The sequence below is a fragment of the Flavonifractor sp. AGMB03687 genome (assembly GCF_017811815.1).
In the GTDB taxonomy this organism is placed as follows: Bacteria; Bacillota; Clostridia; order Oscillospirales; family Oscillospiraceae; genus Flavonifractor.
Genome location: NZ_JADKZI010000010.1, coordinates 25720 through 50688, shown reverse-complemented (window position 1 = coordinate 50688; position 24969 = coordinate 25720). Strand labels below are relative to the sequence as shown.

At 58.2% G+C, this 24969-nt stretch carries 28 protein-coding genes, 1 pseudogene and 1 other annotated feature; of the genes and pseudogenes, 16 read left to right on the top strand and 13 right to left on the bottom strand.

The window, feature by feature from the left end; all coding sequences use genetic code 11:
• The first annotated feature begins 118 nt into the window (after positions 1 to 118).
• From J9789_RS15605 to J9789_RS15595, 3 genes are all read left to right on the top strand, one after another.
• Entirely contained in the window at positions 119 to 451 is a 333-nt protein-coding gene (locus tag J9789_RS15605) for a helix-turn-helix transcriptional regulator (RefSeq protein ID WP_209346605.1), read from the top strand.
• Positions 448 to 1221: a permease prefix domain 1-containing protein gene (locus tag J9789_RS15600; protein WP_209346604.1), complete on the top strand. Its 774-nt coding sequence runs from the start codon at positions 448 to 450 to the stop codon at positions 1219 to 1221. The genes J9789_RS15605 and J9789_RS15600 overlap by 4 nt, the downstream gene beginning before the upstream one ends.
• Before the next feature lie 69 nt (positions 1222 to 1290).
• Positions 1291 to 1833, top strand: coding sequence for a putative ABC transporter permease (locus J9789_RS15595; protein WP_209346603.1), 543 nt, complete (start codon positions 1291 to 1293; stop codon positions 1831 to 1833).
• A 45-nt stretch (positions 1834 to 1878) separates the two neighbouring features.
• On the opposite strand, the gene J9789_RS15590 is transcribed toward J9789_RS15595, so the two are convergent.
• Complete coding sequence (locus J9789_RS15590; RefSeq protein WP_087335851.1) at positions 1879 to 2091, bottom strand: hypothetical protein; 213 nt, start codon at positions 2089 to 2091, stop codon at positions 1879 to 1881.
• A 122-nt stretch (positions 2092 to 2213) separates the two neighbouring features.
• On the opposite strand from J9789_RS15590, the gene J9789_RS15585 reads away from it, so the two are divergent.
• The 3 genes from J9789_RS15585 to J9789_RS15575 all read left to right on the top strand — a co-directional run bounded on the left by J9789_RS15585 (position 2214) and on the right by J9789_RS15575 (position 3898).
• A complete protein-coding gene (locus tag J9789_RS15585; protein ID WP_209346602.1) occupies positions 2214 to 2744 on the top strand; it encodes a gamma carbonic anhydrase family protein in 531 nt (176 codons plus the stop codon).
• Positions 2741 to 3598, top strand: coding sequence for a hypothetical protein (locus J9789_RS15580; RefSeq protein WP_209346601.1), 858 nt, complete (start codon positions 2741 to 2743; stop codon positions 3596 to 3598). Before J9789_RS15585 ends, J9789_RS15580 begins: the two co-directional genes overlap by 4 nt.
• Before the next feature lie 129 nt (positions 3599 to 3727).
• Positions 3728 to 3898 carry a DUF1540 domain-containing protein gene (locus J9789_RS15575; RefSeq protein WP_209346600.1) on the top strand — a complete coding sequence of 57 codons (171 nt, stop codon included), beginning with the start codon at positions 3728 to 3730 and terminating at the stop codon, positions 3896 to 3898.
• 58 nt (positions 3899 to 3956) lie between these two features.
• Here the strand turns inward: J9789_RS15575 and rnfB are convergent, their stop codons facing one another.
• Genes rnfB through rsxC form a run of 6 tightly spaced genes read right to left on the bottom strand, consistent with a single transcriptional unit; the run spans position 3957 to position 9105 of the window.
• A complete protein-coding gene (gene rnfB, locus J9789_RS15570) occupies positions 3957 to 4871 on the bottom strand; it encodes an RnfABCDGE type electron transport complex subunit B (protein WP_209346599.1) in 915 nt (304 codons plus the stop codon).
• Between the two features lie 15 nt (positions 4872 to 4886).
• Complete coding sequence (rsxA, locus tag J9789_RS15565) at positions 4887 to 5477, bottom strand: electron transport complex subunit RsxA (RefSeq protein ID WP_209346598.1); 591 nt, start codon at positions 5475 to 5477, stop codon at positions 4887 to 4889.
• Entirely contained in the window at positions 5477 to 6124 is a 648-nt protein-coding gene (gene rsxE, locus J9789_RS15560) for an electron transport complex subunit RsxE (RefSeq protein ID WP_209346597.1), read from the bottom strand. Before rsxE ends, rsxA begins: the two co-directional genes overlap by 1 nt.
• A gap of 15 nt (positions 6125 to 6139) precedes the next feature.
• Positions 6140 to 6697 (bottom strand): FMN-binding protein, encoded by a 558-nt coding sequence (locus J9789_RS15555; RefSeq protein WP_209346596.1) that lies wholly within the window; start codon positions 6695 to 6697, stop codon positions 6140 to 6142.
• A 3-nt stretch (positions 6698 to 6700) separates the two neighbouring features.
• A complete protein-coding gene (locus tag J9789_RS15550) occupies positions 6701 to 7762 on the bottom strand; it encodes an RnfABCDGE type electron transport complex subunit D (RefSeq protein ID WP_209346595.1) in 1062 nt (353 codons plus the stop codon).
• Entirely contained in the window at positions 7759 to 9105 is a 1347-nt protein-coding gene (rsxC, locus tag J9789_RS15545) for an electron transport complex subunit RsxC (protein ID WP_209346594.1), read from the bottom strand. The genes J9789_RS15550 and rsxC overlap by 4 nt, the downstream gene beginning before the upstream one ends.
• A gap of 381 nt (positions 9106 to 9486) precedes the next feature.
• Positions 9487 to 9705, top strand: a binding site (T-box leader).
• Positions 9706 to 9761: 56 nt separating this feature from the next.
• Here rsxC and ilvB point away from each other — a divergent pair.
• The 3 genes from ilvB (at position 9762) to ilvC (ending at position 13178) form a co-directional block, all read left to right on the top strand.
• Positions 9762 to 11471, top strand: coding sequence for a biosynthetic-type acetolactate synthase large subunit (gene ilvB, locus J9789_RS15540; protein WP_209346593.1), 1710 nt, complete (start codon positions 9762 to 9764; stop codon positions 11469 to 11471).
• A gap of 15 nt (positions 11472 to 11486) precedes the next feature.
• Positions 11487 to 12044 carry an acetolactate synthase small subunit gene (gene ilvN, locus J9789_RS15535; protein ID WP_209346628.1) on the top strand — a complete coding sequence of 186 codons (558 nt, stop codon included), beginning with the start codon at positions 11487 to 11489 and terminating at the stop codon, positions 12042 to 12044.
• A gap of 114 nt (positions 12045 to 12158) precedes the next feature.
• Positions 12159 to 13178, top strand: a complete 1020-nt coding sequence (gene ilvC, locus J9789_RS15530; RefSeq protein WP_209346592.1) for a ketol-acid reductoisomerase — start codon at positions 12159 to 12161, stop codon at positions 13176 to 13178.
• A gap of 56 nt (positions 13179 to 13234) precedes the next feature.
• On the opposite strand, the gene J9789_RS15525 is transcribed toward ilvC, so the two are convergent.
• From J9789_RS15525 to J9789_RS15505, 5 genes are all read right to left on the bottom strand, one after another.
• Positions 13235 to 13894 carry a zf-HC2 domain-containing protein gene (locus J9789_RS15525; RefSeq protein ID WP_209346591.1) on the bottom strand — a complete coding sequence of 220 codons (660 nt, stop codon included), beginning with the start codon at positions 13892 to 13894 and terminating at the stop codon, positions 13235 to 13237.
• Positions 13891 to 14364 (bottom strand): sigma-70 family RNA polymerase sigma factor, encoded by a 474-nt coding sequence (locus J9789_RS15520; RefSeq protein ID WP_209346590.1) that lies wholly within the window; start codon positions 14362 to 14364, stop codon positions 13891 to 13893. The genes J9789_RS15525 and J9789_RS15520 overlap by 4 nt, the downstream gene beginning before the upstream one ends.
• A gap of 157 nt (positions 14365 to 14521) precedes the next feature.
• Positions 14522 to 15535, bottom strand: coding sequence for an acyltransferase (locus J9789_RS15515; protein WP_209346589.1), 1014 nt, complete (start codon positions 15533 to 15535; stop codon positions 14522 to 14524).
• A 113-nt stretch (positions 15536 to 15648) separates the two neighbouring features.
• Entirely contained in the window at positions 15649 to 16002 is a 354-nt protein-coding gene (locus tag J9789_RS15510) for a helix-turn-helix transcriptional regulator (RefSeq protein ID WP_209346588.1), read from the bottom strand.
• An 88-nt stretch (positions 16003 to 16090) separates the two neighbouring features.
• Positions 16091 to 16768, bottom strand: coding sequence for an FCD domain-containing protein (locus J9789_RS15505; RefSeq protein ID WP_209346587.1), 678 nt, complete (start codon positions 16766 to 16768; stop codon positions 16091 to 16093).
• A 117-nt stretch (positions 16769 to 16885) separates the two neighbouring features.
• On the opposite strand from J9789_RS15505, the gene ilvD reads away from it, so the two are divergent.
• Entirely contained in the window at positions 16886 to 18547 is a 1662-nt protein-coding gene (gene ilvD, locus J9789_RS15500) for a dihydroxy-acid dehydratase (protein WP_209346586.1), read from the top strand.
• A 64-nt stretch (positions 18548 to 18611) separates the two neighbouring features.
• Here the strand turns inward: ilvD and J9789_RS15495 are convergent.
• A pseudogene (locus J9789_RS15495) lies at positions 18612 to 19106 on the bottom strand (lysine--tRNA ligase); the annotation flags it as partial.
• Positions 19107 to 19471: 365 nt separating this feature from the next.
• On the opposite strand from J9789_RS15495, the gene J9789_RS15490 reads away from it, so the two are divergent.
• The 6 genes from J9789_RS15490 (at position 19472) to J9789_RS15465 (ending at position 24957) form a co-directional block, all read left to right on the top strand.
• Entirely contained in the window at positions 19472 to 20611 is a 1140-nt protein-coding gene (locus J9789_RS15490; protein ID WP_209346584.1) for a helix-turn-helix domain-containing protein, read from the top strand.
• Positions 20612 to 20623: 12 nt separating this feature from the next.
• Positions 20624 to 21175: a hypothetical protein gene (locus tag J9789_RS15485; protein ID WP_007712695.1), complete on the top strand. Its 552-nt coding sequence runs from the start codon at positions 20624 to 20626 to the stop codon at positions 21173 to 21175.
• Positions 21176 to 21427: 252 nt separating this feature from the next.
• Positions 21428 to 21826, top strand: coding sequence for a fimbrial protein (locus J9789_RS15480; RefSeq protein WP_209346583.1), 399 nt, complete (start codon positions 21428 to 21430; stop codon positions 21824 to 21826).
• Positions 21827 to 21865: 39 nt separating this feature from the next.
• Positions 21866 to 22576: a hypothetical protein gene (locus J9789_RS15475; protein ID WP_117777638.1), complete on the top strand. Its 711-nt coding sequence runs from the start codon at positions 21866 to 21868 to the stop codon at positions 22574 to 22576.
• Between the two features lie 11 nt (positions 22577 to 22587).
• The gene (locus J9789_RS15470) at positions 22588 to 23580 is read left to right on the top strand and encodes a hypothetical protein (protein ID WP_209346582.1); all 993 of its coding nucleotides are present in this window, start codon (positions 22588 to 22590) and stop codon (positions 23578 to 23580) included.
• Positions 23581 to 24957 carry a C39 family peptidase gene (locus J9789_RS15465; RefSeq protein WP_209346581.1) on the top strand — a complete coding sequence of 459 codons (1377 nt, stop codon included), beginning with the start codon at positions 23581 to 23583 and terminating at the stop codon, positions 24955 to 24957.
• Positions 24958 to 24969: the final 12 nt, after the last annotated feature.

Sequence of the window (24969 nt, the reverse complement as noted above, 5' to 3'; positions counted from 1 at the left end):
TATCATATTTCCCCCTGTTACGGCAAGAGCGGAAATGCCAAATTTCCATCTTTTTTGCCCCTCTCCTTGACACCTCTTAATAAGAGGCATATAATACCTCTGAACAAGAGGTGTATTTATGAAGCTGAACAAAGAATTATCCAAGGGCAGCCACGGCCTGATCCTGCTGAAACTGCTCTCTTTGCGGGATATGTACGGCTATGAACTGATCCAGGAAATGGAACGCCGCTCCGAGGGAGTCTTTGCCATGAGTCAGGGCAGTCTGTACCCCCTTCTTCACACACTGGAGAGCCGCGGGGAGATCTCCTCTTATCTCCAGTCGGACTCCGGTCGGGAGCGGCGCTTTTACCACCTGACCGATACTGGACGTGCCGTGCTGGTTGCACAGGAACAGGAGTGGGCCCGCTATATCAGGGCCATGGGCCTGATTCTGGAAGGAGGACCGACATGAACTGGATGGAGGAGCATGCGGAGCTCATTGTGGAGCCGCTGCGCGACCGTCACTATCAGGCCCGGGCGCGGGCCGAACTAATGGACCATATGAACAGCCTCTATCAAAGCTGCCTGGAGCAAGGGATGTCGGAGGCAGAGGCCCGGGGAGAGGCCCTGATCCAGTTGGGCAGCGTCCGTCAGCTCCGCCGGGAGTATCGGCAAGCAGAGCTTGTCCTTCGCAGCCAGAGCCTGAGCTTTTGCATCAGCCGGATTTGGCTGGGGGCCTGTCTGATGGGAATTTTGTATCTCCTGGTCACCCTTATTCTTGGACAGATCGTCAGTCAGATTGCCGGCCCCCTTGCCAACGACGGTCTTTCGCATCTGGGCGGACTGGTCCCACATGCACTGTCCGGTACCCCCGCCTATTGGCAGGAATATGACAAAATGATCGCCCTCACCGGTCTCATTTATCAGATACCTTTTCCCATCGGCGCCCTCTATTTCCGCTGGCTCTTCCGACGGACTGAGCACCCCCTGCGTCCCATTGCCGCCGGGATGCTGCTGGCCTGGGCAGGGGAAAAGCTGGCTATCCTCTCTATCAGTGCCCTGCTTTATGGAATGCCTCTTTGGAACCTGCCTTCCCTGCTTCAGCGTATCCACACCGGCGGTGACACTACCGCAGGCTTCTTTACCGTTCCCTACATAATCTGGACCCTCTTTTTCGCGCTGTTTTTGGCACTGCTGGTCTCTCTTATCCCCACCCGTTCGCAAAAAATGCAGCTTTGTTAAAACCTGCATTGTATGAACCGCTCCGCTTCGTCCCATGATAGAAAAAACGGACGAAGCGGGGCGGTTTGTTTGACTTGGTTCTGGTACTTTCTCATTTACAGTTTTATCGGCTTTCTCATTGAGGTCTGCTATGTCCGTATCACCGGCGAGGCCAAGCGGGACCGGAAATGCCGACTGTTCCTGCCCATCTGCCCGGTCTATGGCCTGGGAGCCCTGGGTCTGCTTCTTCTGCCGCAAGAGATTCAGCAGACACCCTGGCTGCTCTTTCCCGCCGCGGTGCTCATCTGCACCGGGGTGGAGTGGCTCACCGGCTTTTTTTATGAAAAGGTCTTTCGGGTCTGCTTCTGGGACTACTCCCACCTGCCCCTCCACCTGGGGCGGCACGCCTGTCTGCGCTTTGCCCTCTGCTGGGGAGTACTGGCCCTGCTGATCTACTACCTGCTCCATCCCTGGGTGGTCTGGCTGGTCATGCACATCCCCTTCTGGCTGGCACCGCCAATGGCAGCCCTCCTGCTGGTGGATACCCTTCTCACCGCCGCCCTGCTTCGGCGCACCCAGGACACCGGCGCTCTGCGTTGGTACCTCCATCTGTCCCGCCGCAAGCCTGCCTAAAGAAATACCCCCGCTCAAACAAGCTCCGTTTGAGCGGGGGTCCTGTTATGCCCGTCTCAGATCGTTGAGGGTCTCATCGATCTTCTTCTGTGGTACGTAGGCCTGGGCCACCGCCAGGATCTGCTCCAGGGTAATGGAGCGGGCCGCGCCCAAAATGGGGTGCTTGAACAGCATGGGGAACCGGCGCTGCAGCACGGCCCGGCTGCCCGGATGATCCAGCAGCTCCCCCACGGTGATCTGGTTACGTTTGAGTTCCATGGGTCTCACCTCCACCCCATTCTATGCGGCTGCCCCGTAGATTTGACTTGTGGTTTCAGCACAGGCAGGCTATAATGGTATGAAGATTTCAGAATTTGACGAATGAGGAGGAACTTTTTCCCATGGTACGACCCTTTGAGTCCTCATCTCCCCGCCTCCATCCGGAGGCCTGGCTGGCTGAAAATGCTACCGTGGTGGGAGATGTTCTGGTAGATCAGCGGGCCAGCATCTGGTATGGCACGGTGCTCCGTGGCGACGAGTGCTCCATTCAAATCGGCGAAGGCTCCAACATCCAGGATCAGTCTGTGGTACACGGCGACGCGGATTTTCCCGTGGTCGTCGGCCGGGACGTCACAGTGGGCCACCGGGCCCTGCTCCACGGCTGCACGGTGGAGGACGGCACTCTCATCGGCATGGGCGCGATCCTGCTCAACGGCTGTGTCATCGGCGCAGGCAGTCTGGTGGCCGCCGGTGCCCTGGTCACTCAAAACGCCATCATTCCCCCCGGCAGCCTGGTCATGGGCGTCCCCGCCAAGGTGATCCGTCCTCTGACCGAGGAGGAGGCCGCCTCTCTCCCCCGCTCCGCTCAAATGTACCGGGATCTGGCCGCAGCCCAGCTGCCCCAGGCCGGTCCCCAGGAGGTATTCACATGAAAAAGAGAGAACATCAGCGTGGACAGCGCCGACGAGACCTGAAGGCCCAGATCAGGGCCAAGCCCGGTCTTACCGCCGTCTACATCACCCTTCGGGCGCTGGTCATTCTGGCCCTGATAGCCCAGATTTTCAACCGGAACTTTGAAAACGTGTTCCTCTGTGTGCTCACCCTGTTCCTCTTCACCCTGCCCTCCTTCATTGAGCGCACCATCCGCATTGAGATCCCGGACACCCTGGAGGTCATCATCCTGCTGTTCATCTTTGCGGCGGAGATTTTGGGGGAAATCCAGGCCTACTACGTCCAGTTCCCCTACTGGGACACCATGCTGCACACCCTCAACGGCTTCCTGTGCGCCGCCATCGGCTTCTCCCTTCTGGACATCCTCAACCGCAATGAAAAGCTGAAATTCAGCCTGTCCCCGGTCTATCTGTCCGTGGTGGCATTCTGCTTCTCCATGACCATCGGAGTCCTGTGGGAATTCTTTGAGTTCTCCATGGATCAGCTGTTTATGCTGGACATGCAGAAGGACACCATCGTACATACCATCGGCTCGGTGATGCTGGACCCCACCGGCGGCAACACCCCTATCACCATGAAGCACATCACCGACGTCATTGTGGTCACCTCCGACGGCACCCAGCAGGCTTTGGGCCTGGGCGGCTATCTGGACATCGGCATCGTAGACACCATGCAGGACCTCTTCGTGAATTTCATCGGCGCTGTGCTCTTCTCCTTTATCGGTTTCTTCTATGTGAAAAATCGCGGCAAGGGCAAATTTGCCCCCCGGTTTATCCCCACAGTGGTGGAGAATGGGGAAAACTCCTCCGCGGAGAGCGGTCCTTCTGAGGAATAATGGACTGTTTTTCACACAGTCCTTCCACCGCTCTTGACTCCCTTTCAAATTTTTTGTGGACAGATGCGCATAGTTTTCTCCCCGTGGGCCATACTAGGAGCGTACCACGGTAACAAGGAGGAAATTGCGATGAACCAGACCCCTAACAACAGCATCAAGTGCTCCGTGACCAACTGTGCCCATCACTGCAACGGCCAGAATTACTGCACCCTGAACGAGATCAAGGTGGGCTGCTGCGAGCCCAACGCTACCAAGTGCGCCTCTACCGAGTGCGCCTCCTTCCAGCTGGGCCAGCACTAAGCACCTGAAGGCAAAAAAACAGGACCTGCTTTCGCAGGTCCTGTTTTTTTACTTTGGATTACTCCTTGGGCTCGGCGGGAGCCTCGGCCTTGGGAGCCTCCGCCTTGGGGGCAGCGGCAGCCGCAGGAGCGGCAGCGGGAGCAGCCTTGGGAGCCGCAGGCTTCACCTCGGGTACCTTGCCGTCCACGGTGATCAGCTTGCGGGGGCACTTCTGAGCGCAGATGCCGCAGCCGATGCACTTCTCGTAGTCGATGACAGCCAGGTTGTTGACCATGGTGATGGCTTCCTTGGGGCAGTTCTTCATACAAAGAGAACAGCCAATACAACCGTTGTCGCACACCTTCCGGGCATCCACACCCTTGTCGTGGGAGGAGCAGGGAATGGTGACGTGACGCTTGGTCTTGTAGGGCTCCAGAGCGATGATGTGGCGGGGGCACACATCCACGCACTTGTTACAAGCCTTACACTTCTCCTCGTCCACCTTGGCCACGCCGTCGATAACGTGAATGGCGTCGAAGGGGCAGACCTTCTCACAGGAGCCCAGACCCAGGCAGCCGTAGGAGCAGCTCAGATCGCCGCCGCCGGGCAGCTTGGAAGCGGCCACGCAGTCGTGGAGGCCCACGTAGTTGTACTGCTTGTAGTTCTGGCCGCAGCCGGTGCAGTGCACGTGAGCGATCTGCTTGACGGAAGCGCCGGCAGCCACGCCCATGATCTCACCGATCTGAGCGGCAACCGCCTCACCGCCGGCAGCACAGGCGTTGACAGGGGCGGTGCCCTTCACCACGGCAGCGGCATAGCCGGAGCAGCCGGGGAAGCCGCAGCCGCCGCAGTTGGCGCCGGGCAGGCAGCCCAGAATGGCCTCTTCGCGGGGGTCCACCTCAACGGCGAACACCTTGGCGGCAATGGCCAGGACAAGGCCGAAGATGGCGCCCAGCACAGCCAGGACCACCACGGCAAAAATAACAGTATTCATACTCTTCCGCCCTCCTTAACCGAAGACCTTCAGGCCGGAGAAGCCCATGAAGGCCAGAGCCACGAGGCCGGCGGCCATCAGGGCGATGGGGAAGCCCTCAAAGGCCTTGGGGCACTCGGAGAACTCCATCCGCTCCCGGATGCTGGCGAAGATCACGATGACCAGCAGGAAGCCGATGCCGCCGGTGACGCCGTACACGACGCTCTCGATGAAGTTGTAGCTGTTCTGGGTGTTCTGCAGCACCACGCCCAGCACGGCGCAGTTGGTGGTGATCAGAGGCAGGTACACACCCAGGGCCTCATAGAGGGAGGGCATGGCCTTCTTCAGGAACATCTCGATGAACTGCACCAGAGAGGCGATGACCAGGATGTAGGTCACGGTCTGCATGAAGGTCAGGCCCAGAGGAACCAGGATGAACTCATTGATGGGCCAGCAGATGGCGGAAGCCAGGCCCATGACGAAGATAACCGCCAGGCCCATGCCGGAAGCCGTCTCGATCTTCTTGGAGACGCCCATGAAGGGGCAGATGCCCAGGAACTGGGCCACGATGAAGTTATTGACCAGGACAGCGCCCAGGGCAATGGTAAAGAGATCCTTAAAATCCATTACTTGGCCACCTCCTCAGTCTTCTTGTCGCCCTTCTTGGGCTTGTTCAGGATGTACTGCATGGCAGCAATGACGCAGGCCAGGGTCAGGAAGCCGCCCACGGGGAGGATCATACCCAGAGCGGGGATACCCTCAGGCAGGATGCGGATGCCGTCGCCGCCGTTGAGCAGGCCGCCGCCGAAGGTGCCGTTGCCCAGGAACTCACGAACCACGCACATGATGACCAGCACCATGGTGTAGCCCAGGCCCTGGAAGATACCGTCCATAGCGGAGGCAGCGGGACCGTTCTTGTAAGCGAAGGCCTCAGCACGGCCCAGGATGATACAGTTTACCACGATCAGGGGGATAAACAGACCCAGGCTGGAGGACAGGTCGGGCAGGAAGGCCTGCAGGCACAGGTCAACGATGGTCACGAAACCGGCGATAACCACGATGAAGCAGGCGATACGGATGTTGTTGGGGATGATCTTGCGCAGGATAGAAATAATGATGTTGGCCAGTGTCAGGATGACCAGAACGGACACGCCCATGCCCAGGCCGTTGAACAGGGTGGTGGTGATAGCCATCACCGAGCACATGCCCAGCAGCTGGACGGTAACGGGGTTCTGGAAGAACAGGCCGTCACGCAGTTGATTCTTTACATTCATGCTTCAATACCCTCCTTAGCCCATGCTGGCCGCGGCGGCGATGGCGCTGGTAACAGCCTCAGACACGCCGCGGGAGGTGATGGTAGCACCGGTAATGGCGTTGATTTCGCCGCCGTCCTTGGTCACCTTGACCTCACCGGTCTTGCCGATGAACTGATCCGCAAAGGCGGGCTTGCTGGCGTTGGAACCCAGGCCAGAGGTCTCGCCGCTGCTGGTGATGGAGATGCCGGTGCAGGCGCCGGAGGCATCCACGCCCACCATGACGGTCAGGTTGCCGCTGAAGGAAGTGGCAGGCTTGACCTGGACCACATAGCCGGCGTCGCCGGCGCTGTAGACGTTGAGCACGGTGGGATCGCCGCCGGTGTACTGGTCGGTGACCTCAGTGTAGCTGTCGGCAGGGAGCACATCGGCCATGGCCTGCTCCTGCTTCAGCCGGGCATTTTCGTCGATAAAGGGCTTGGTCACATAGTTGGTCAGGCCCAGCAGCAGGGCAGTGACCGCGCAGATGGCAAAGAGCACAATGACAAGGGTGGCCATGCCGGGTTCTTTTTTCTTGGTTACAGTTTCGCTCATGGCTTAGCCCTCCTTCCCGGCTTTTTTGGCGGCCTTGGCGGCAGCCTTCATTTCCTTGGTAACGCCGTAGCGGTTGGGCTTACCCACCTTATCGATGAGCCACACGCAGCAGTTCATGATCAGGATGGAGTAGGAAACACCCTCGGGATAGCCGCCGAAGTAGCGGATGAACACGGTCAGCAGACCGCAGCCGATGCCGAAGATGACCTCGCCCTTCTTGGTGACAGGGCTGGTGACATAGTCGGTGGCCATGAAGAAGGCGCCCAGCATCAGACCGCCGGAGAACAGCTGATAAGCCATCCAGGTCAGACGGTCGTTGCCGCCCATGGGGAACAGGAAGGTGAGCACAGCCACGGTGGCGATGTAAGCCACGGGGATGCGGGCACGGATGACGCCGCGCCAGATCAGGTACAGGCCGCCCAGCAGGAGCATGAGGGCGGACACCTCACCGATACAGCCGCCCACGTTGCCCACGAACACATCCAGCAGAGAGGACTCGGGCAGCAGGCCGCCGTGCATGAAGTCGGCACTCAGGGGGGTGGCACCGGTGACGATGTCGGCACCGGCCATGGTGACCTCGCCGGAGATGAGGCCGGCCCACTTGTCAGAGCCGATGCCGGGCACGATCCAGGTGGTCATAGCCACAGGATAGCACAGCATCAGGAAGGCACGGCCGCCCAGGGCGGGGTTCATGAAGTTCTGGCCCAGGCCGCCGAAGAGCTGCTTGACCACCACGATGGCGAAGAAATCGCCGATGATCAGCATCCAGTAAGGCAGGGTGGGCGCGCACACGAAGGCCAGCAGCACGCCGGTAACGGCGGCGGACAGGTCCTTGTTGGAGAAAGACTTGTGCATCAGCTTGCGGTAGCCCCACTCGAAGAACTCGCAGGCCAGCACGGAGATGATGGTAGCCACCAGAGCACGGGGGCCGAAGAAGACCACGCCCATGACCATGGCGGGCACCAGAGCGATGAGCACATCGCGCATCAGGTTCTGGGTATCAATGGGGGAGGCCACGTGGGGAGACGAGGCCACCGTCAGATTCAGCTTCTTTACCTCGTTCATGCTTTGGCCGCCTCCTTTGCCGCTTTTTCCTTGGCCGCCAGATTCCGCAGCTCACCCTTGGTCACACGGAAGGACTGGACCAGGTGGATGCGGGCGGGGCAGATGTAGTTGCAGGAACCGCACTCGATGCAGTCCATGACATTGAGGGCCTCAGCCTCTTTCCACATGCCCTTCTCGGCGTACAGATGCATGTACACGGGAGTCAGGTGCATGGGGCAGACGTTGACGCAGCGGCCGCAGCGCAGGCAGACCTCTTCCTCCACAACGGGAGCGGCCTCGTGCTTGGTCAGGCAGAGCACAGCGTTGGTGCCCTTGATGCAGGTAACGTCCAGGTTATACTGGGCAATACCCATCATGGGGCCGCCGGTGAGGACACGCTCAGGATCTTCCTTGAAGCCCTTAGCCTCGTCGATGAGCTCCTGGAAGGACACGCCCAGAGGCACCAGCAGGTTCTTGGGCTCCTGGATGGCGTCACCGGTGACGGTGATCACACGGTGGGTGACAGGCTTGCCCTCCACCACGGCGTCATACACGGCAGCAGCAGTGCCCACGTTGAACACGGCACAGCCCACATGAGCGGGCAGGCCTCCGGGGGGCACCTCACGGCCGGTGATGGCCTGGATGAGCTGCTTCTCAGCGCCCTGGGGGTACCGGGTGCGCAGAGACTGCACGGTGATGTCGTTGCGGCCGCCCACCAGAGCACGCAGATGCTCAACGGCGTCCTCCTTGTTGGCCTCCACACCGATGGTACCGGTCTGCAGACCAAAGGCCTGCAGCAGGATGCGCAGACCGCCGATGACCTTCTCGCCATGCTCCAGCATGAGGCGATGGTCAGCGGTGATGTAGGGCTCACACTCGGCGCCGTTGAGGATCACGGTGTCGACCTTGCCGATGCCGGAGCTGATCTTCACATGGGTGGGGAAGCCGGCGCCGCCCATACCGGTAATGCCAGCCTCCTTAACAATGTTGACGATCTCGTCCGGGCTCAGCTTGCTGTAGTCGGGGTGCGGAGTGAGCTCGGATCCCCAGGTATCCTGGAAATCGTTCTCAATGACCACCGACATGGCCTTGCCGCCGCCCACGTAGGGACGGGGCTCAACCGCCTTGACCTCGCCGGAGACAGAGGCATGGATGGGAGCGCCCAGTCCGGCGATCTCACCGATCTTCTGTCCGACCTTGACGTGGTCACCCACCGCAACGATGGGCTTACAGGGCGCACCGATATGCATGGACATAGCGATGACAACCTGCTTGGGAGCAGCGCTCAGAGGCGCTATCTCCTTGTGGCGTGCCAGCTCCTTCCGGTCATGGGGGTGCACGCCGCCGTAAAAGCTTTGCTTCATAGGTCCACCTCGCAAATCTGACCCACACACGGGCCATTTTTCTGAGTTGTTTGACCGGTATCTCAAACAGAATTATCATATCGCAAAGCGCACAAATTGTCCAGTTAAAACCGTCAAATTTCTCCCCATTTTTTCTACTAAACTTACAAGTTTTATCAGAAAGCCTCATCCTTCGGGCATTTTTGCATGTAAAAGCAAAGTTATACCGACGAGTTTGGCTCTTTGACGGAACTGTGGATTTCCTTTGCTCTCCCCTGCACTTTACTTGTTTAAAATGCAGAAGTTCCAAAACAGGAATTGACAAAGCAGTGCGGGAAAGTTATGATAGTACCCAACAACTTTACCCGCCCCCCAGCCACTCGGCGGCAGGTGCGAGTACAGAGAAATGCGATGACCGGGAAAGTACGGGCGGCGCATAAGCGCAGAGAGGGAGCGGTTGGTGTAAGCTCCCGTGAGGCCGCATCGGAAGGTCACCCGGGAGCGGTCCCGCCGAATACCGTAGGCGGGAACGGTCACCCTCCGTTATTGGGGTTAGAGTGCGCGGGCATGCCCGCGAAATTAGGTGGTACCACGGAGTGTCATGGCGGCTTCGTCCTATGGGACGAAGCCGCCATGTTGTTTTTTCTCCATACCAGCCAAAGGAGGTCTTTTCCACCATGAGAATGAAAACAGCCCAGATCCTGATGGAATGTCTGCTGGAGCAGGGGGTGGATACCGTATTCGGTTACCCCGGCGGCACCATTCTAAACGTATATGACGAGTTTGAGCTGCACGGCTATAAGAATAAGATCCGCCATATTCTGACCGCCCATGAGCAGGGCGCCTCCCACGCCGCCGACGGCTACGCCCGTGCTACCGGCAAGGTGGGCGTGTGCTTCGCCACCTCGGGCCCTGGTGCCACCAACCTGACCACCGGCATCGCCACCGCCTACTACGATTCCTCCCCCGTTGTGTTCATCACCTGCAACGTCAGCGAGAACCTGATCGGCAAGGACTCCTTCCAGGAGGTTGACATCACCGGCATCTCCATGCCCATCACCAAGTGCAACTACCTGGTGAAGGACCCCAACCAGCTGGCCGACGTGATCCGGGAGGCCTTCGCCATTGCCCGCACCGGACGCCCCGGCCCTGTACTGGTGGACATCGCCAAGAACGTCACTGCCGCCGAGGCCGACTATGAGCCTCTCCCCCTGGCCGAGCATCCCAACCACGGCCGTCTGGCCGCCATGCTCCGCCGGGCCAGCCACGAGCTGAAGGCCCCCGAGCCCGACGCCGGCGACATCCAGACCCTGCTGGACATGATCGAGGAGGCCCGCCGGCCCCTGGTTCTGGTGGGCGGCGGCGTCATCCGCTCCCGCGGCGCGGTGCCTCAGTTCCGCAAGTTCATTGAAATCCTCAACGCCCCCGTGGCTTCCACTATCATGGGCGGCGGCGCCTGCCCCGGCAACCATCCCCTGTTCACCGGCATGATCGGCATGCACGGCTCCCACGCCTCCAACATGGCCAGTGACCAGTGCGACCTGCTCATCGCCATCGGCTGCCGCTTCTCCGACCGGGTGGCCACCGACCCCGCCACCTTCGCTCCCAACGCCAAGATCGTCCACATCGACATCGACCGCGCTGAGATCGACAAGAACGTGGTCACCGACCACCACATCATCGGTGACGCCCGCCGGGTGCTGGAGCTGCTCAATGCCAAGCTGCCCGCCCACGACTACCCCGAGTGGAAGGAATGGGTTTTCTCCCACAAGGAGATCCCCCTGAAGAAGGATGAGATCCTCCATCCCCACGAGATTCTGGAGACCATTCAGGCCGTCACCGACGGGGACGCCATCATCGCCACCGACGTGGGCCAGCACCAGATGTGGTGCGCCCAGTACTACCACTTCTCCCGCCCCGGCCAGCTGATCACCTCCGGCGGCTTTGGCACCATGGGCTTCGGCCTGGGCGCTGCCATGGGCGCCGCCGTGGGCAATCCCGGCAAGGTGGTGGTCCAGTGCACCGGCGACGGCTGCTTCCGCATGAACTGCCATGAGCTGTGTACCGTGGAGCACTATAATATCCCGGTGATCACGGTCATCTTCAACAACCGTACCCTGGGCATGGTTCGCCAGTGGCAGAACCTGATTTATCAGAAGCGCTTCTCCCAGACCGACCTGGACCGCGGCCCCGACTTCGTCAAGCTGGCGGAGGCCTACGGCATCCAGGGCGAGCGGGCCGCCACACAGGAGGAGTTTGAGGCGGCCTTCCGCCGGGCCGTGGCCAGCGGTCGCCCCTATCTGATCGAGTGCGCCATTGACAAGGACGCCATGGTCCACCCCATGGTGTCCGCGGGTACTCCCGTCACCGACTTTATCCTGGACTGAGGAGGGTGTGGAATGATGAATGAAATGAACGCCACCCGCCGCACCCTTTCGGTGCTGGTGGAAAACGCCGCCGGCGTCCTGTCCCAGGTCTCCCGGCTGTTCTCCCGCAAGGGCTACAACATTGAATCCCTGGCCGTGGGCACCACCGACGACCCCACGGTGTCCCGTATCACCATCGAGGTATGGGCCGACGCCCCCATGATCGAGCAGATCATGAACCAACTGCGCAAGCAGTACCCCGTCTACTCCGTGCAGGAGCTGAAGCCGGAGCGCTCCATCCGCCGCGAGCTGGTCATGTTCAAGGTCAAGGCGGAGACCCACGACATCCGCAACGAGGTTATTCAGATCGCCAATATCTTCCGGGCCTCCATCATCGACGTGTCCCTGAAATCCCTGACCCTGGCCCTCATCGGCGATGAGAGCAAGGCGGAGGCCATGCAGAAGCTGCTGGAGGCCTTCGGCATCCTGGAGCTGGTCCGTACCGGCATGGTGGCCCTGGAGCGTGGCGCCTACACCATTGGCGACGAGACCAAGGAGCAGACCGAGTTCAATCTGGGCAAGAACATCCTGTAAGTTCCCCCCCTCTCCGAAATCTTTCCGGAGATTGTATCATACTTATCATTCTTTTGGTCCCTGCTGTGTTACTATGGGTCCATCAAATCATTCTGACAAAGGAGTGCAACGACTATGGCTAAGATGTATTACGAGAAGGACTGTGACCTGTCCTACCTGAACGGTAAGAAGATCGCCATCATCGGCTTCGGTTCCCAGGGCCACGCTCACGCCATGAATCTGAAGGATTCCGGCTGCGACGTCTGCGTGGGTCTGCGTGAGGGCTCCAAGAGCTGGGCCAAGGCTGAGCAGGCCGGCCTGCAGGTCAAGACCGTGCCCGAGGCCGCTCAGTGGGGCGACATCGTGATGATCCTCATCAACGACGAGGTCCAGGCCGATGTTTATAAGAAGGACATCGCCCCCTACATGACCGAGGGCAAGGCTCTGGCTTTCGCTCACGGCTTCAATATCCGCTATCAGCAGATCGTTCCTCCCGCCGGTGTGGACGTGTTCATGGCTGCCCCCAAGGGCCCCGGCCACACCGTCCGCTCCACCTACGTCAACGGCAAGGGCGTGCCCTGCCTGGTGGCCGTGGAGCAGAACGCCACCGGCAACGCCTATAAGATCGCCTTGGCTTACATCGCCGGTATCGGCGGCGCCCGCGCCGGTGTCATGGAGACCACCTTCCACGACGAGACCGAGACCGACCTGTTCGGCGAGCAGTGCGTGCTGTGCGGCGGCGTGGTTGACCTGATGAAGTGTGGCTTCGAGACTCTGGTCGAGGCCGGCTATGAGCCCGAGAACGCCTACTTCGAGTGCATCCACGAGATGAAGCTCATCATCGACCTGATCAACAAGGGCGGCGTAGCTGCCATGAACTACTCCATCTCCGACACCGCCGAGTTCGGCGAGTATGTCTCCGGTCCCCGCGTCCTGCCTTACGAGGAGACCAAGAAGAACATGCGCAAGGTTCTGGACGACATTCAGGATGGTACCTTCGCCGGCAAGTGGATCGCCGAGAACAAGAACGGTCGCACCTTCTTCAACTCCAAGCGTGCTCAGCTGAAGAAGCACCAGATGGAGATCGTGGGCGAGGAGCTGCGCAAGAACATGATCTGGGGTGGCGACACCGATCTGGACACCGCTTCCAACTAATTGGACACATGCAAAAGGGGTACGGCTTACGCCGTACCCCTTTTATTTTTACTGTCTCAGCGCTCCCAAAGCAGCACCGCATCTGCCGTTGCCTGTTCAAAGGCCTCCTGATCCAAATCAGGCAGCGTTACATAATCGCCCACCAGATAGTAGACCGCGTCCACTTCCCGGCTGACCTGATAGGTCGCCGTCTCGTAGTCAGTCAACAGCGCATTTCCAATGCTCAAATGCCCCTCCCCCCGGGGCTTGATCCCAGAGACGATGGTCTCATCAAAATACAGGAATACAGCATTGCGGCCATCCAGTTCCCGGCTGAAGCCATAAAAGGTGTTGTAGCTCCCGCCATGGTAATAGAGATCGATCACCTCATCCACCGCCAGCTGCGCCGTTACCAGGCCATCTGTATAAGGTACCGGCCGCTCCACATCGGCAGCACCCACCAGAACCACAGAAAAAACCAGCATAACCGCCACAGCGATAAGGATAGAGCGTCTGCGCCGGCGAGAGAATTTCCGTTTCACACCTTGTAAGATCTTTGCCTCCACTTCAACATCGGGGGCAGGCGGCGCAGGGACACTCTCCCCTCTCATTTCCTCCAGATAGCTCTGACATGCTTTACACTGCCCCAGATGGGTTTCGATCTCCTGACGGCTCTCTTGGCTGCACAACTCGTCACAGTACAACGGCAGCAGATCCCGGATGATCTCACATTTCATAACAATCCCTCCCGAATTTTCTGTTTGGCCCGGTAATACGTCACTCTGGCCCAGTTTTCCGACTTTCCGAACAACGCCCCAATCTGTCCAAAGGGCAATTCCGCAAAGACCCTCAGAGAAAACACCTCCCGGTATGGTTCCGGCAAAGCGTGCAATCGCTGATGAATCTCCCGGGCGCTGTCCTGGGTAAGCAGGCCTTCCTCCACATCTTGAGGGGCAGCCATCCCTTCCAACGCGCCCTCATCCGCGTTCTGTTTGGCTTTGCGCAAATAGGAGCGCCAGCAATTTTTCCCGATCTGGCATAACCACACCGACAGTCTGCACTCTCCCCGGAACGAATCGCCGTGTTCAATCGCCCGGTAAAAGGTCTCCTGAGTCAATTCTTCCGCCAATGCCTGATTCCCACACAGGGCCGTCAGATAGCGGTACACCACGGGAAATTGTTCCTGATACAGCTGGTCAAAGTCCATCCGCATCTCCTCTCTTTCCACCTATAAGACGCACATACGCCCTAATCGTTACAAACTTATTTTCGCTCTTTTCTCCCAAGGAAAACGGACCTGCTGCAACAAAAAACGGCCGCCATCAGGCGGCCATTTTTCTCGGAATAATGGAATTTTAGTACAATCAGTCGTTTGTCCGCTCTTTCTTCAACCGTTCCAGTCCCCGATGGAGCAAGATCCCCAGCACCAGGTTGATGGGATAGGCAATGAGGTAATAGGTGATGCGGATGGGATCGTGGTCCAGCCAGGGGGCCAGCAGGTCAAACTCCCGGGTGATGATTACATTGAGCAGATAGATCTCCAGGCTGCTGCCGCCCACCGTCCGCAAAAAGCGATGGAACCACCGTCCGGGCAGCCAGTCCAGCAGCTTGCCCAGCACCAGGCAGGCGGGCACCAGGGCCAGAGTCACCGCCAGACAGAGGGGCGCAATCACCGGCTGGGTGCGCCACAGCCATACGATCGCCACAGACAGGACCACCGTCCCAGCCCAGAACACCAGATGCCGCCGGTTCAGCTTTCTGCCCTCCTCCAGATAAGAGGCCAGCAGAAAGCCCATGGCAAAATCGGGTACCCGCAGGAAAAAGTCCAGCAGATGGAGCATACCGGCACTCCAGGTCTGACGGTAGAGAACATAGCCCACTACATAAACTGCCAGAGTAAGCAGTTCCTTCTGGCGACACCGCCGGAACAGGCGGTAATAGAAGGGCGCCAGCAGATAGAGCACCACAATGGCGGAAACATACCAGTTAAAGCCGCCCGGGATGTTCCACCAGTAGGAGAGGGTGGACAGGTTCCACAGGATCACATCGGGCCTGATCCGCCCGGCCAGGGCCAGTGCCACACTGTAGAGGCCCACCACCAGCCAGAAGGCGGGCAGCAGCCGCCGGCACCGGCGAAGGTAGTACTGCCCTACCGGCTCCCCCTCCCTGCGGTACATGGAGCAGCAGATCCCCATGCCGGACAGCAGCAAGAAGATGTCCACACCGGCAAAGCCCATCTGGCGGAAGGCCCGCAGAGGCAGGGAGGTGAGCTCCAGCTCATAGGCGTGGAACAGCATGACGCCCAGCATGGCCAGCCCCATCAGTTCCCTCCGGTACCGGCTCAGCAGCTTATAGCCGCCCTGGTGTTCTTCTGCCACTGCTCTCCCCCCTGTCCATAACATTGTTATGATGCTATTATACGGTTCCCTTTATCCTCCGTCAATCCCGGCAAAAAGGGGGCCTGTCCCATTTAGAACAGGCCCCCTCTTATTTACGTCTCCGTACCAGACAGCAGTTCTGTGGCAGATACCCCGTACAGCTTGGCCAGAGCCAGCAGGTTGGATGTGCTGGGGTCAGCTGCGCCGCTCTCCCACTTGCTCACCGCCTGACGGCTTACGCCGATGGCCTCGGCCACAAATTCCTGGGTCATTTTGCAGCGGGTCCGGTGGTCCTTGAGGGTCTCCCCCAGGGATCGCTTTATTTCTGCCTTCTCCCGCCGCACCGGCCCGCTGCGCAAATACTTCCGCAGTGCCCGGATGGCCAGGATCAGCAGAACCAGAAAAATTCCCATTCCAGCCAACCAAATCAGCAGGCCCACTCCAGCCGCAATGGTCCCAAACAGCATCACGTCACCTTCTTTGGATTGGATGGGCCCAGTATACGCAAAAATCCCGGTTGCCTCCACCAACTATCGCGCAACTTTGGGTTGCCAACTACTCCTCCAGCCCCATGACGTCCATGCTGTGGCGCATGTGGATGGCCATAGCGTACCCGGCTCCCTCTCCGTCCCGCTTGCGGAAAAACTCCATCAGCAGGGCGTGGTCCCGGCGGGTATCCTCCGCCAGCTGCTCCTGGTGCTCCCCAGCCGTCAGCGCCGATGCCACTGCCTGGTCGATGAGGGGGAGCAGCCGGACCAGAAATTCGTTGTGGGTCCCCCGGACGATGGCGGCGTGGAAGGCCCGGTCGGCCTGGGTCCGGTCCTGCCCGGCCTGGATACACCGCTCCACCTCCATGCCCCGGTGCAGGATCTCCTCCAGCTCCTCCGCTGTGGCCCGCCGGCAGGCCAGCTCCGCCGCCCGGGGTTCAAAGATAGAGCGCAGCTCAAACAGGTCCCGCAGCTGGCCGCGGATCTGCTCCAGGCTGGAGAAGCCGAAGTCGTCCATCTCCGCCACCTGCTGGGCCACAAAGGTACCCTTACCCCGGCGCACCTCCAGTACACCCTGGGCGGTCAATGTACGGATGGCCTCCCGCAGGGTGGCCCGGCTCACCCCCAGCTCCCGGGCCAGCTCCACCTCGTTGGGCAGCTTCTCCCCTGCGGTCAGCCCCTTTTCCAACACAATGCGGCTGTACAGCCGTTCCGCCGTCTGCTGGGCCAGATTTTTCCTTTCCATACCCTACTTCCCTTCTGGTCAGTCCTTGACAGTTCTATCCCTATCATATAATATATAGTCAGACAATGCAAGCGTCATCATACAACGCAAGTGATACATAGAAGGAGGTCATTTCCCATGCGCAGCGATAATGTTACCAAGGGCGTGGAACGCGCCCCCAACCGCTCTCTTTTCTACGCTCTGGGCTACACCAAGGAGGAGCTGGAGCGTCCCCTCATCGGCGTGGTGTGCTCCTACAATGAGATTGTCCCCGGCCACATGAATCTGGACAAGATCGCCGAGGCCGTCAAGGCCGGTGTCCGGGCTGCCGGCGGCACCCCGGTGGAGTTCCCCGCCATCGCCGTATGCGACGGCATTGCCATGGGCCACATCGGCATGAAGTACTCTCTGGTCACCCGTGACCTGATCGCCGACTCCACCGAGGCCATGGCCATCGCCCACCAGTTTGACGGCCTGGTCATGATCCCCAACTGCGACAAGAACGTGCCCGGCCTGCTGATGGCCGCCGCCCGTGTCAACATCCCCACCATCTTCTGCTCCGGCGGTCCCATGCTGGCCGGTCGGCTCAACGACGGCCGCCGCTCCTGCCTGAGCCACATGTTTGAGGCGGTAGGCGCCTACAAGGCGGGCAAGCTGGACGAGGAAGGCGTGGAGGACTACGAGAACAACGCCTGCCCCACCTGTGGCTCCTGCTCCGGCATGTACACCGCCAACTCCATGAACTGCCTCACCGAGGCCATCGGCATGGGCCTGCGGGGCAACGGCACCATCCCCGCCGTGTGGTCCGCCCGTCTGCGTCTGGCCAAGCACGCCGGCATGCAGATCATGGACCTGGTGAAGAACAACATCCGTCCCCGGGACATCATGACCCCCGCCGCCTTCCACAACGCCGAGACCGTGGACATGGCTCTGGGCTGCTCCACCAACACCATGCTCCACCTGCCCGCCATTGCCCACGAGTGCGGCATCGAGCTGGATCTGGACATGTCCAACGAGATCTCCTCCAAGACCCCCAACCTGTGCCACCTGGCCCCCGCCGGCGACACCTACATGGAGGATCTGGAGGGTGCCGGCGGCGTGTACGCCGTCATGAAGGAACTCACCAAGAAGGGCCTGCTGGACACCAGTGTCATGACCTGCACTGGCAAGACCCTGGAGGAGAATCTGGCGGGTGTCACCAACCGCAACCCGGAGATTATCCGTCCCGTGGAGAATCCCTACTCCGCCGACGGCGGCATTGCCGTGCTCAAGGGCAACCTGGCCCCCGAGGGCTGCGTGGTTAAGCGCTCCGCCGTGGCTCCCGAGATGATGAGTCACACCGGCCCCGCCCGTGTCTTTGACTCCGAGGAGGAGGCCATTACCGCCATCTACGCCGGCAAGATCGTGCCCGGCGACGTGGTGGTCATCCGCTACGAGGGTCCCAAGGGCGGCCCCGGCATGCGCGAGATGCTCAATCCCACCTCCGCCATCGTGGGCATGGGCCTGGGCGAGAGCGTGGCCCTCATCACCGACGGCCGTTTCTCCGGCGCCACCCGCGGTGCCGCTATCGGCCATGTCTCCCCCGAGGCTGCTCTGGGCGGCCCCATCGCCTTCGTGGAGGAGGGCGACATCATCTCCATCGATATCCCCGCCTGCAAAATCGAGGTCCAGGTGGACGAGGCTACCCTGGCCGAGCGCAAGGCCAAGTGGGTGTGCCCGGAACCCAAGGTCAAGACTGGCTACCTGGCCCGTTACGCCAAACTGGTCACCTCTGCCTCTCGCGGTGCTGTGCTGGAGTAAATCAAACAACAAAAAAGCGGACCTGCCGATTGGCAGGTCCGCTTTTTCACTGGATTCAAAGCGATCAATACAGCTTGGCGCCAGCAGGGATGTGGTCATCCACCATCAGGCAGTGCAGCTTCTCCTGGCCCTCCTCATAGTGGATGGCGGAGATGATCATGCCGCAGGAGTCGATGCCCATCATCTTGCGGGCGGGCAGGTTGGTGATGGCGATCAGGGTCTTGCCCACCAGCTCCTCGGGCTCGTAGGTGTCGTGAATGCCGCTGAGGATCACGCGGTCGGTGCCGGTGCCGTCATCCAGGACGAACTTCAGCAGCTTCTTGCTCTTAGGCACCGCGGTGCACTCCTTCACCTTAACAGCCCGGAAATCGGACTTGGAGAAGGTGTCAAAGTCCACCTCATCCTTGAACAGGGGCTCGATCTCCACCTTGGAGAAGTCGATGGGGCCGGCCTCGGCGCCGGGCACGTCCACGGTGGCAGCAGCAACGGGAGCGGCGGCCTTGGGGGCGTCCACCTTCTCCAGGGGCTTCATGGTGGGGATTTGAGTTCTGACCGTTTCATCTTGTTTCAACATAGCCTGTTGTGCCATAAAACCGCCACCTTCATGACATTCTTCATACAGCTTTGATTCCATTTCATGCCTTCCTGCGCCGTTTGGTTTTGAGCAAAAGTTGTGGGAAAGTTGTAAAAAGTTGTAGTGGCTCAGAATTGGCTCGAAGATGGCTTAAAATTGGCACAATGAATGGCTACATTGCTTTGAAAGGCAACAGCCCCAGGAAGAGTAAAGCCTGCATGGATACTGCCAGCATCAGCAAGCAGATTCATACAGAAACAAGTATAGCATAAGCCCCAGAGATGTTCAAGTCAACGATTTTTTCGCAGTGCAATCCAATTTCATACCTTATATATAAAAAGGAGATTCTTATGCCAGCCTATCAATTACAAATTAAACAGGTGGTGGACTATCCACGTTGTCGGATTTACCGACAGTTTATCCATCGTCTGATAGATGACCGGAGCATTCGCGCAAGCGGCGGCTCCGGCCTTTTTTATTATACCGTGCTTTGCAGCTTTGCAAACTTCCGCACCTCATACCGGCGAATTGATGGCATCAGCTACACCGTCTACCCCGGCGAATGGGTCTGTACGCTCAAAGAGCTTTCTCAATGGTTTCGGACTCGTTTTCAGTGTCAGGCGCTTTCCATCCTGGGAGAGCTTCAGCAGCGTCATCTCATTGACTTCTCCTCTCTGGGGCGAGGGAATGTGATCCGCTATAAAATCCGGAACTGGTCCCGACACAACACGGTTCTGGAGTATAACGCTCCCTGTCAAAAGGACACCGGCTTTTTCTTTTTACCGGTATCCATCGTTACTGATTTAATCAGCTCTGACCGCTGTTCTGAAATGGACATCGTGCTGGATCTATGGGTCTCAGCCATCTACAACGACAGTCAAGTGCAGGGGTCGGCGCTTGGGCCTGTAGCCTATTTTCGCAATGGCACCGGCAACCCTTTGGTCACCTATACGGAACTTTCCGCTCGCTGGGGCCTTTCTCGGGCCACTGTTGGCCGTATTCTTAAAAAGCTGTCCTCCTTGGACTATATTTCCCTCATGTCCTTCCCCGGCCGCCACGGCAGTGTAATCTATCTTAAAAACTACTTGTCCACCATGTTTGAAATATCTGATGTGATGGTGGACAAAGAGGAGGTCGCTATGACACTCAATATCCGTCTGGAGCTTCCTGCGGAGGGCTGTGTTGACCAGGAAGAGCCCACCATGGAGCATGAGGTCATCGTTTCAGACGAACTCTCCAGCGTTTCAAAAACTCACATTGAAATCATCCTGCAGAAAATGGCGCAAATCCTGATGGCACAAGGGATTTCGTGCTTTGGATGCTCCCTCTCTCACTACAAGTTATATCCTTTATCGGGCGACTGCCGGGAAGTATTACTACCCCGCGCGCGCGATCAAACGGTGCTGCGCTTAGGCTTGGCTGTGTTGTGCGGCAACAAGCAGGTCGCAAGTTTTGAACTTACTCTCAACCCCATTGTTGAAAACGATTAAGGAGGCATAACCATGAAGAAATTTGACGAAAAGAATGTTGCTGAAAACCCGCTGTACCACGACACCTGGAAGCTGCTGAAAAAATACCGTGATGTGGTTTGGAGCCTGGAGCTGTCTGTTCAGCATGTCCGGACAAAATTTGAGATCGAGTATGGCACTTCCATCGAGGATTTTCTGGATTCTGTCTACCTGGCCGGCGCCGATCTGGCGGGCAGCGATATTGAGCATCACGCCAAGTGCATTGAGCGCAGCCACAAAATGCTGAAATTGCTGGATTCGGCAGTCGATCTGCTCCGCACCAAGCACAAGAACGGTGAAGCATACTACTGGCTTCTGTACTACTCTTTCCTCTCCCCCCAGCAGCTGAAAAATGTGGAGGAGATCATCGAGAACCTGCGTCCTCATATCCGGGATATTTCCTTCCGCACCTATTACCGTAAGCGGCGGGAGGCCATCGAAGCCCTCAGTTCCGTGCTGTGGGGATATACCTCCAAGGACAGCCTGGATGTGCTGGAGCAATTTTTCCCAGACTTGAAGGCCGGCGAAAACAAGCAGGGCAAATAATTGGCACATATCGGGAAAATAATTGGCGCGTTTCTGCCCTTGAGGCGTAAATCTCCATGTGTTAGACTGAATATGCTCAAACTTGCACCCAAAACCGAATACGGACAGAGAACAGCGCCTTTTTCCGAGGTGCTTTTTCTGTCCAAACGGCCGTCCGGCCCGGGAATAAGCCCGCATCTGTAAATCAGGTGTGGGCTTATTCTTTGCTTTTTGAGCAACGATCATCACATTTGGATTGGAGGTCCTCAAACATTGAAGAAACTGAAACTTCCCCAGCCGAAGCGGAAAGATGCCGACCGCACGCCTCAGCATCATTTTTCCGCTGCCAAACTCGCCTATATGGCTTTTCTCTGTGTCACGATGTCGCTGGTCTTCTGTCAGCCGGCCTTCGCTGCAACCGATGTTTGGTCTAAAGCCAAAGAGATCATGCAGGATGTCTACACGCAGATCGTCGCTATTTCCACCATTGCGGCCATTGTGACCGCCTCGGTCGCCCTGCTGTTGATGAACTTCTCCCGCTCCGACCGGACCGTCGATGAAAGCCGTGCTTGGCTGAAGCGCATCTGTATCACCTGGGCGATCCTCAACGGATTGGGCTTTATCATGGCTTATGTGACGCCTCTGTTTGCCGGCGGTCAGTGGGCTGGATGACAGAGACAACTCTACACCCGCTGGAAGGAGGCGTAATTTATGGGTATCCTGGATGGCATCGTTGAATGGATTGCAGAGCAGATCATGGCAGGTCTCGACCTTGTGACTACTTCGGTTTTGGGCGCGCTTGGTTGTGACATGACCGTTTTTCTGCGCTATTTCCCCGCCGCAGAGACGATGTACGGGATTTTTGTAGCTCTGGCTGTCGGTCTGATTTTGCTCAACTGGGTATGGCAGCTGTTTAAGAATTTTGGTCTGAGCGCCGGTATCGAGGCAGAAGATCCTGTGAAGCTGAGCATCCGCTCGGTTCTCTTCATTCTGCTGGCACTTTTTTCAGACGAGATCATCAACACAATACTGACCATCGGCGGCACCCCGTACCGCTGGATCATGGATTCGGAACTGCCGCCCCTCAGCTTTGCTGATTTCAATTCGGTGATGCTGGTGATCATCGGTGTATGTGCCAATGGAGCCGTGGCCTTGATCACTTTGATTCTGGTCGTCATTTTGGCATGGAACTATCTGAAACTGCTGCTTGAAGCAGCGGAACGATATGTATTGCTTGGTGTGCTGGTCTATACTGCACCAGTCGCTTTTGCGATGGGGGCAAGCCAAACCACATCAAACATCTGGAAATCCTGGTGTCGGATGCTGGGCGGGCAGATTTTTCTGCTGCTTATGAACGCCTGGTGCCTGCGCCTATTTACGAGCATGGTTGGTTCGTTTATCTCCAACCCGCTTTCGCTTTAAGGAGGGGCGTAATGAAAAAACTCAGAAGAATTCTGTTTCTTGCGCTCATGGTCGGGCTTCTTGCCTGTCTATGCTGCCAACCCGCTTTTGCCGCCGTTACGGAGGAAGAAGTGCAGGCGCAGGTAGATGCCGTAGGCAAAGAAGCAGTATCCGGCAATGTCCTGATTTGGTTCATGTGTGCGATTGGTTTTCTCAAAGTATCACAGAAAATCGACTCCTTCATGGCAAGTCTGGGAGTCAATGTAGGCCAAACCGGCGGCAGTATGTTGGCGGAAGCCATGATAGCCGCCCGGGGCTTCAGTGGATTCAAGAGCTTTTCCAGCCACCATTTCGGCGGTGGGCACAGCAGCAATTCCACCCATGTGAATGCAGGCGGTGGTGGTAAGGGCGGCGGCTTTGGTGCCGGCTTTGCCAGCGGCGGTCTGGCCGGGGTAATTGGCCGGAAGGTCACGAACAATGCGGTAAAAACAGCGACAACTCCCTCAGAAACAAAAGCCTCCGGCCTTGGTGGTCTCGTAGGCGGTGCTGCGGGGGGTATCGGCGGCCACATCTATACTTCGTCCGTCAGCAAGGGCGGCAATTTCGCCAACAATGTGATCGGTTCTGTTGCCACCGGGAACATCACCCAGATGGGTACAATTTCCGGTGAGAAAGCTGTTGACGCTCTTCACTCTTACATGGGGCACGCTGCTTTGGAAGCTGGCGCTGAAAACATTCCCCAATACCAGAATGTTGAGATCGGCGGCGGGCGTATCACAGGCACCGAAGTTACCGCCGAGCATCCGGTGGGTATCGCTTTCGGAATGTATCATGCAGATCAGTATGTTGCACCCGAGGGCCAATACACAACGGTTCATTCCGCCGACGGTGCGGCATGGTATAAGCAATACGCTGTTGACACTGTAGAGAAATCCCCCTACATGGCGCCGGATGGTTCGATAGCCTACAACGAGTCAATCGTCAAAAAGCTGCCCCCCACTCCCCGCAGAAAGGACAGGCTCTAAATGGATGAAGAAAAAAAGACTGGTCTTGCCGACGCTGTGGAAACCGGAGCATCCGCCGCCCACACGATAAAAGGCGCCATTAAGGCAGGCAAGGCAATTTCCGGTGCCGCAAAAGGAGCCGCCGCCGGCGGCCCGTATGGTGCCGTGGCCGGGGCCGTTTGGGCCGGACGCAAGCACATCGGCAAGATCATTGCCGTCATTATCATTCTGCTTTTGCTCCCGGTACTGTTTATCCTGATGCTCCCGGGGCTTATCTTTGGAGGTCTGGTTAACGCCTTTTCTCCGGCAGATTCCGAAGCCCCTGTCCTCAACAGCGAGACAGCTATCGTGGAAAACGCCAATGACATCACATTCACCATCAATTCCATTCTGGGCGAGGCGCTGGATGATGTGATGGCCCGGATCGAGGAAGATTTTGCTTCGTCTGGTGCTGACCACATGGAGATCAAGAATTCCTATTCCTCCGGCCCTGTTTTCAATGCCAATCTCATCATCTCTCAGTATTGTGCGGCCCGGGATGAGGATTTTGAAAGCATTTCACTGGATGATTTGGCCGCTGTTCTCCGGGACAATAAGGAACACCTGTATTCCTACACCAGCGTTCAGGAATCCCGTGAGGTTACTACCGAAGACCCGGAAACCGGCGAGGAAACCACCACTACCGAAACATGGATCATTTACACGATCCGGTATAACGGTGAATCCTATCTTGCGGACCATGTTTTCGCACTCACGGATGAGCAAAAGGAGCTTGCCTCTGACTACGCTTCCAACCTGAGTACCTTTTTGGGTGATGGGCTGCTCCAGAACATGACAGAGTGGACCGGAAACAGCATCCCCTCTCTTGGGGATGTAACCTTTACCGATGGTGTGACACCGGTGGTGTACTATAATCAGCTGGATGAACGCTATGCCAGCCAGCCTTATGGAACTGACAACATTGGCGGCTACGGCTGCGGGCCGACCAGCATGGCAATCGTAGTGTCTTCCCTTACGGACGATACGGTTGATCCCGTGGAGATGGCACGGTGGTCCTATGAAAATGGATACTGGTGTGACAACAGCGGCTCCTATCACGCCCTGATTCCTGCCGCAGCAGAAGCCTGGGGGCTGCCGGTATCCGGCTGTACGACATCCGAGCCGCAGCGCATCGTCGATGCACTTTCTGAGGGAAAGCTGGTTGTGGCAATCATGGCTGAAGGGCATTTCACTTCTTCCGGCCACTTCATCGTTCTTCGAGGTGTAAAAGACGGTCAAATCATGGTGGCAGACCCGGCCAGCTATAAGCGCAGTGAGCAACTTTGGGATCTGTCCATTATCTTAAACGAGGCCAGCCGTCGTGCAGGCGCCGGCGGTCCGTTCTGGATTATCGGTTGACCTTCCTTCGGT

Excerpts from the sequence above, each read along its gene's own strand:
- J9789_RS15585 (WP_209346602.1), top strand. The coding sequence starts at position 2,214 with ATGGTACGACCCTTTGAGTCCTCATCTCCCCGCCTCCATCCGGAGGCC.
- J9789_RS15505 (WP_209346587.1), bottom strand. The coding sequence starts at position 16,768 with ATGGAAAGGAAAAATCTGGCCCAGCAGACGGCGGAACGGCTGTACAGC.
- J9789_RS15470 (WP_209346582.1), top strand. The coding sequence starts at position 22,588 with ATGAAAAAACTCAGAAGAATTCTGTTTCTTGCGCTCATGGTCGGGCTT.
- J9789_RS15520 (WP_209346590.1), bottom strand. The coding sequence starts at position 14,364 with ATGGACTTTGACCAGCTGTATCAGGAACAATTTCCCGTGGTGTACCGC.
- J9789_RS15485 (WP_007712695.1), top strand. The coding sequence starts at position 20,624 with ATGAAGAAATTTGACGAAAAGAATGTTGCTGAAAACCCGCTGTACCAC.
- J9789_RS15510 (WP_209346588.1), bottom strand. The coding sequence starts at position 16,002 with ATGCTGTTTGGGACCATTGCGGCTGGAGTGGGCCTGCTGATTTGGTTG.
- J9789_RS15590 (WP_087335851.1), bottom strand. The coding sequence starts at position 2,091 with ATGGAACTCAAACGTAACCAGATCACCGTGGGGGAGCTGCTGGATCAT.
- J9789_RS15600 (WP_209346604.1), top strand. The coding sequence starts at position 448 with ATGAACTGGATGGAGGAGCATGCGGAGCTCATTGTGGAGCCGCTGCGC.
- J9789_RS15550 (WP_209346595.1), bottom strand. The coding sequence starts at position 7,762 with ATGAACGAGGTAAAGAAGCTGAATCTGACGGTGGCCTCGTCTCCCCAC.
- J9789_RS15475 (WP_117777638.1), top strand. The coding sequence starts at position 21,866 with ATGGGTATCCTGGATGGCATCGTTGAATGGATTGCAGAGCAGATCATG.
- rsxC (WP_209346594.1), bottom strand. The coding sequence starts at position 9,105 with ATGAAGCAAAGCTTTTACGGCGGCGTGCACCCCCATGACCGGAAGGAG.
- J9789_RS15575 (WP_209346600.1), top strand. The coding sequence starts at position 3,728 with ATGAACCAGACCCCTAACAACAGCATCAAGTGCTCCGTGACCAACTGT.
- J9789_RS15580 (WP_209346601.1), top strand. The coding sequence starts at position 2,741 with ATGAAAAAGAGAGAACATCAGCGTGGACAGCGCCGACGAGACCTGAAG.
- ilvC (WP_209346592.1), top strand. The coding sequence starts at position 12,159 with ATGGCTAAGATGTATTACGAGAAGGACTGTGACCTGTCCTACCTGAAC.
- rsxA (WP_209346598.1), bottom strand. The coding sequence starts at position 5,477 with ATGGATTTTAAGGATCTCTTTACCATTGCCCTGGGCGCTGTCCTGGTC.
- J9789_RS15525 (WP_209346591.1), bottom strand. The coding sequence starts at position 13,894 with ATGAAATGTGAGATCATCCGGGATCTGCTGCCGTTGTACTGTGACGAG.
- rsxE (WP_209346597.1), bottom strand. The coding sequence starts at position 6,124 with ATGAATGTAAAGAATCAACTGCGTGACGGCCTGTTCTTCCAGAACCCC.
- J9789_RS15465 (WP_209346581.1), top strand. The coding sequence starts at position 23,581 with ATGGATGAAGAAAAAAAGACTGGTCTTGCCGACGCTGTGGAAACCGGA.
- J9789_RS15605 (WP_209346605.1), top strand. The coding sequence starts at position 119 with ATGAAGCTGAACAAAGAATTATCCAAGGGCAGCCACGGCCTGATCCTG.
- ilvN (WP_209346628.1), top strand. The coding sequence starts at position 11,487 with ATGAATGAAATGAACGCCACCCGCCGCACCCTTTCGGTGCTGGTGGAA.
- J9789_RS15490 (WP_209346584.1), top strand. The coding sequence starts at position 19,472 with ATGCCAGCCTATCAATTACAAATTAAACAGGTGGTGGACTATCCACGT.
- ilvB (WP_209346593.1), top strand. The coding sequence starts at position 9,762 with ATGAGAATGAAAACAGCCCAGATCCTGATGGAATGTCTGCTGGAGCAG.
- J9789_RS15555 (WP_209346596.1), bottom strand. The coding sequence starts at position 6,697 with ATGAGCGAAACTGTAACCAAGAAAAAAGAACCCGGCATGGCCACCCTT.
- ilvD (WP_209346586.1), top strand. The coding sequence starts at position 16,886 with ATGCGCAGCGATAATGTTACCAAGGGCGTGGAACGCGCCCCCAACCGC.
- rnfB (WP_209346599.1), bottom strand. The coding sequence starts at position 4,871 with ATGAATACTGTTATTTTTGCCGTGGTGGTCCTGGCTGTGCTGGGCGCC.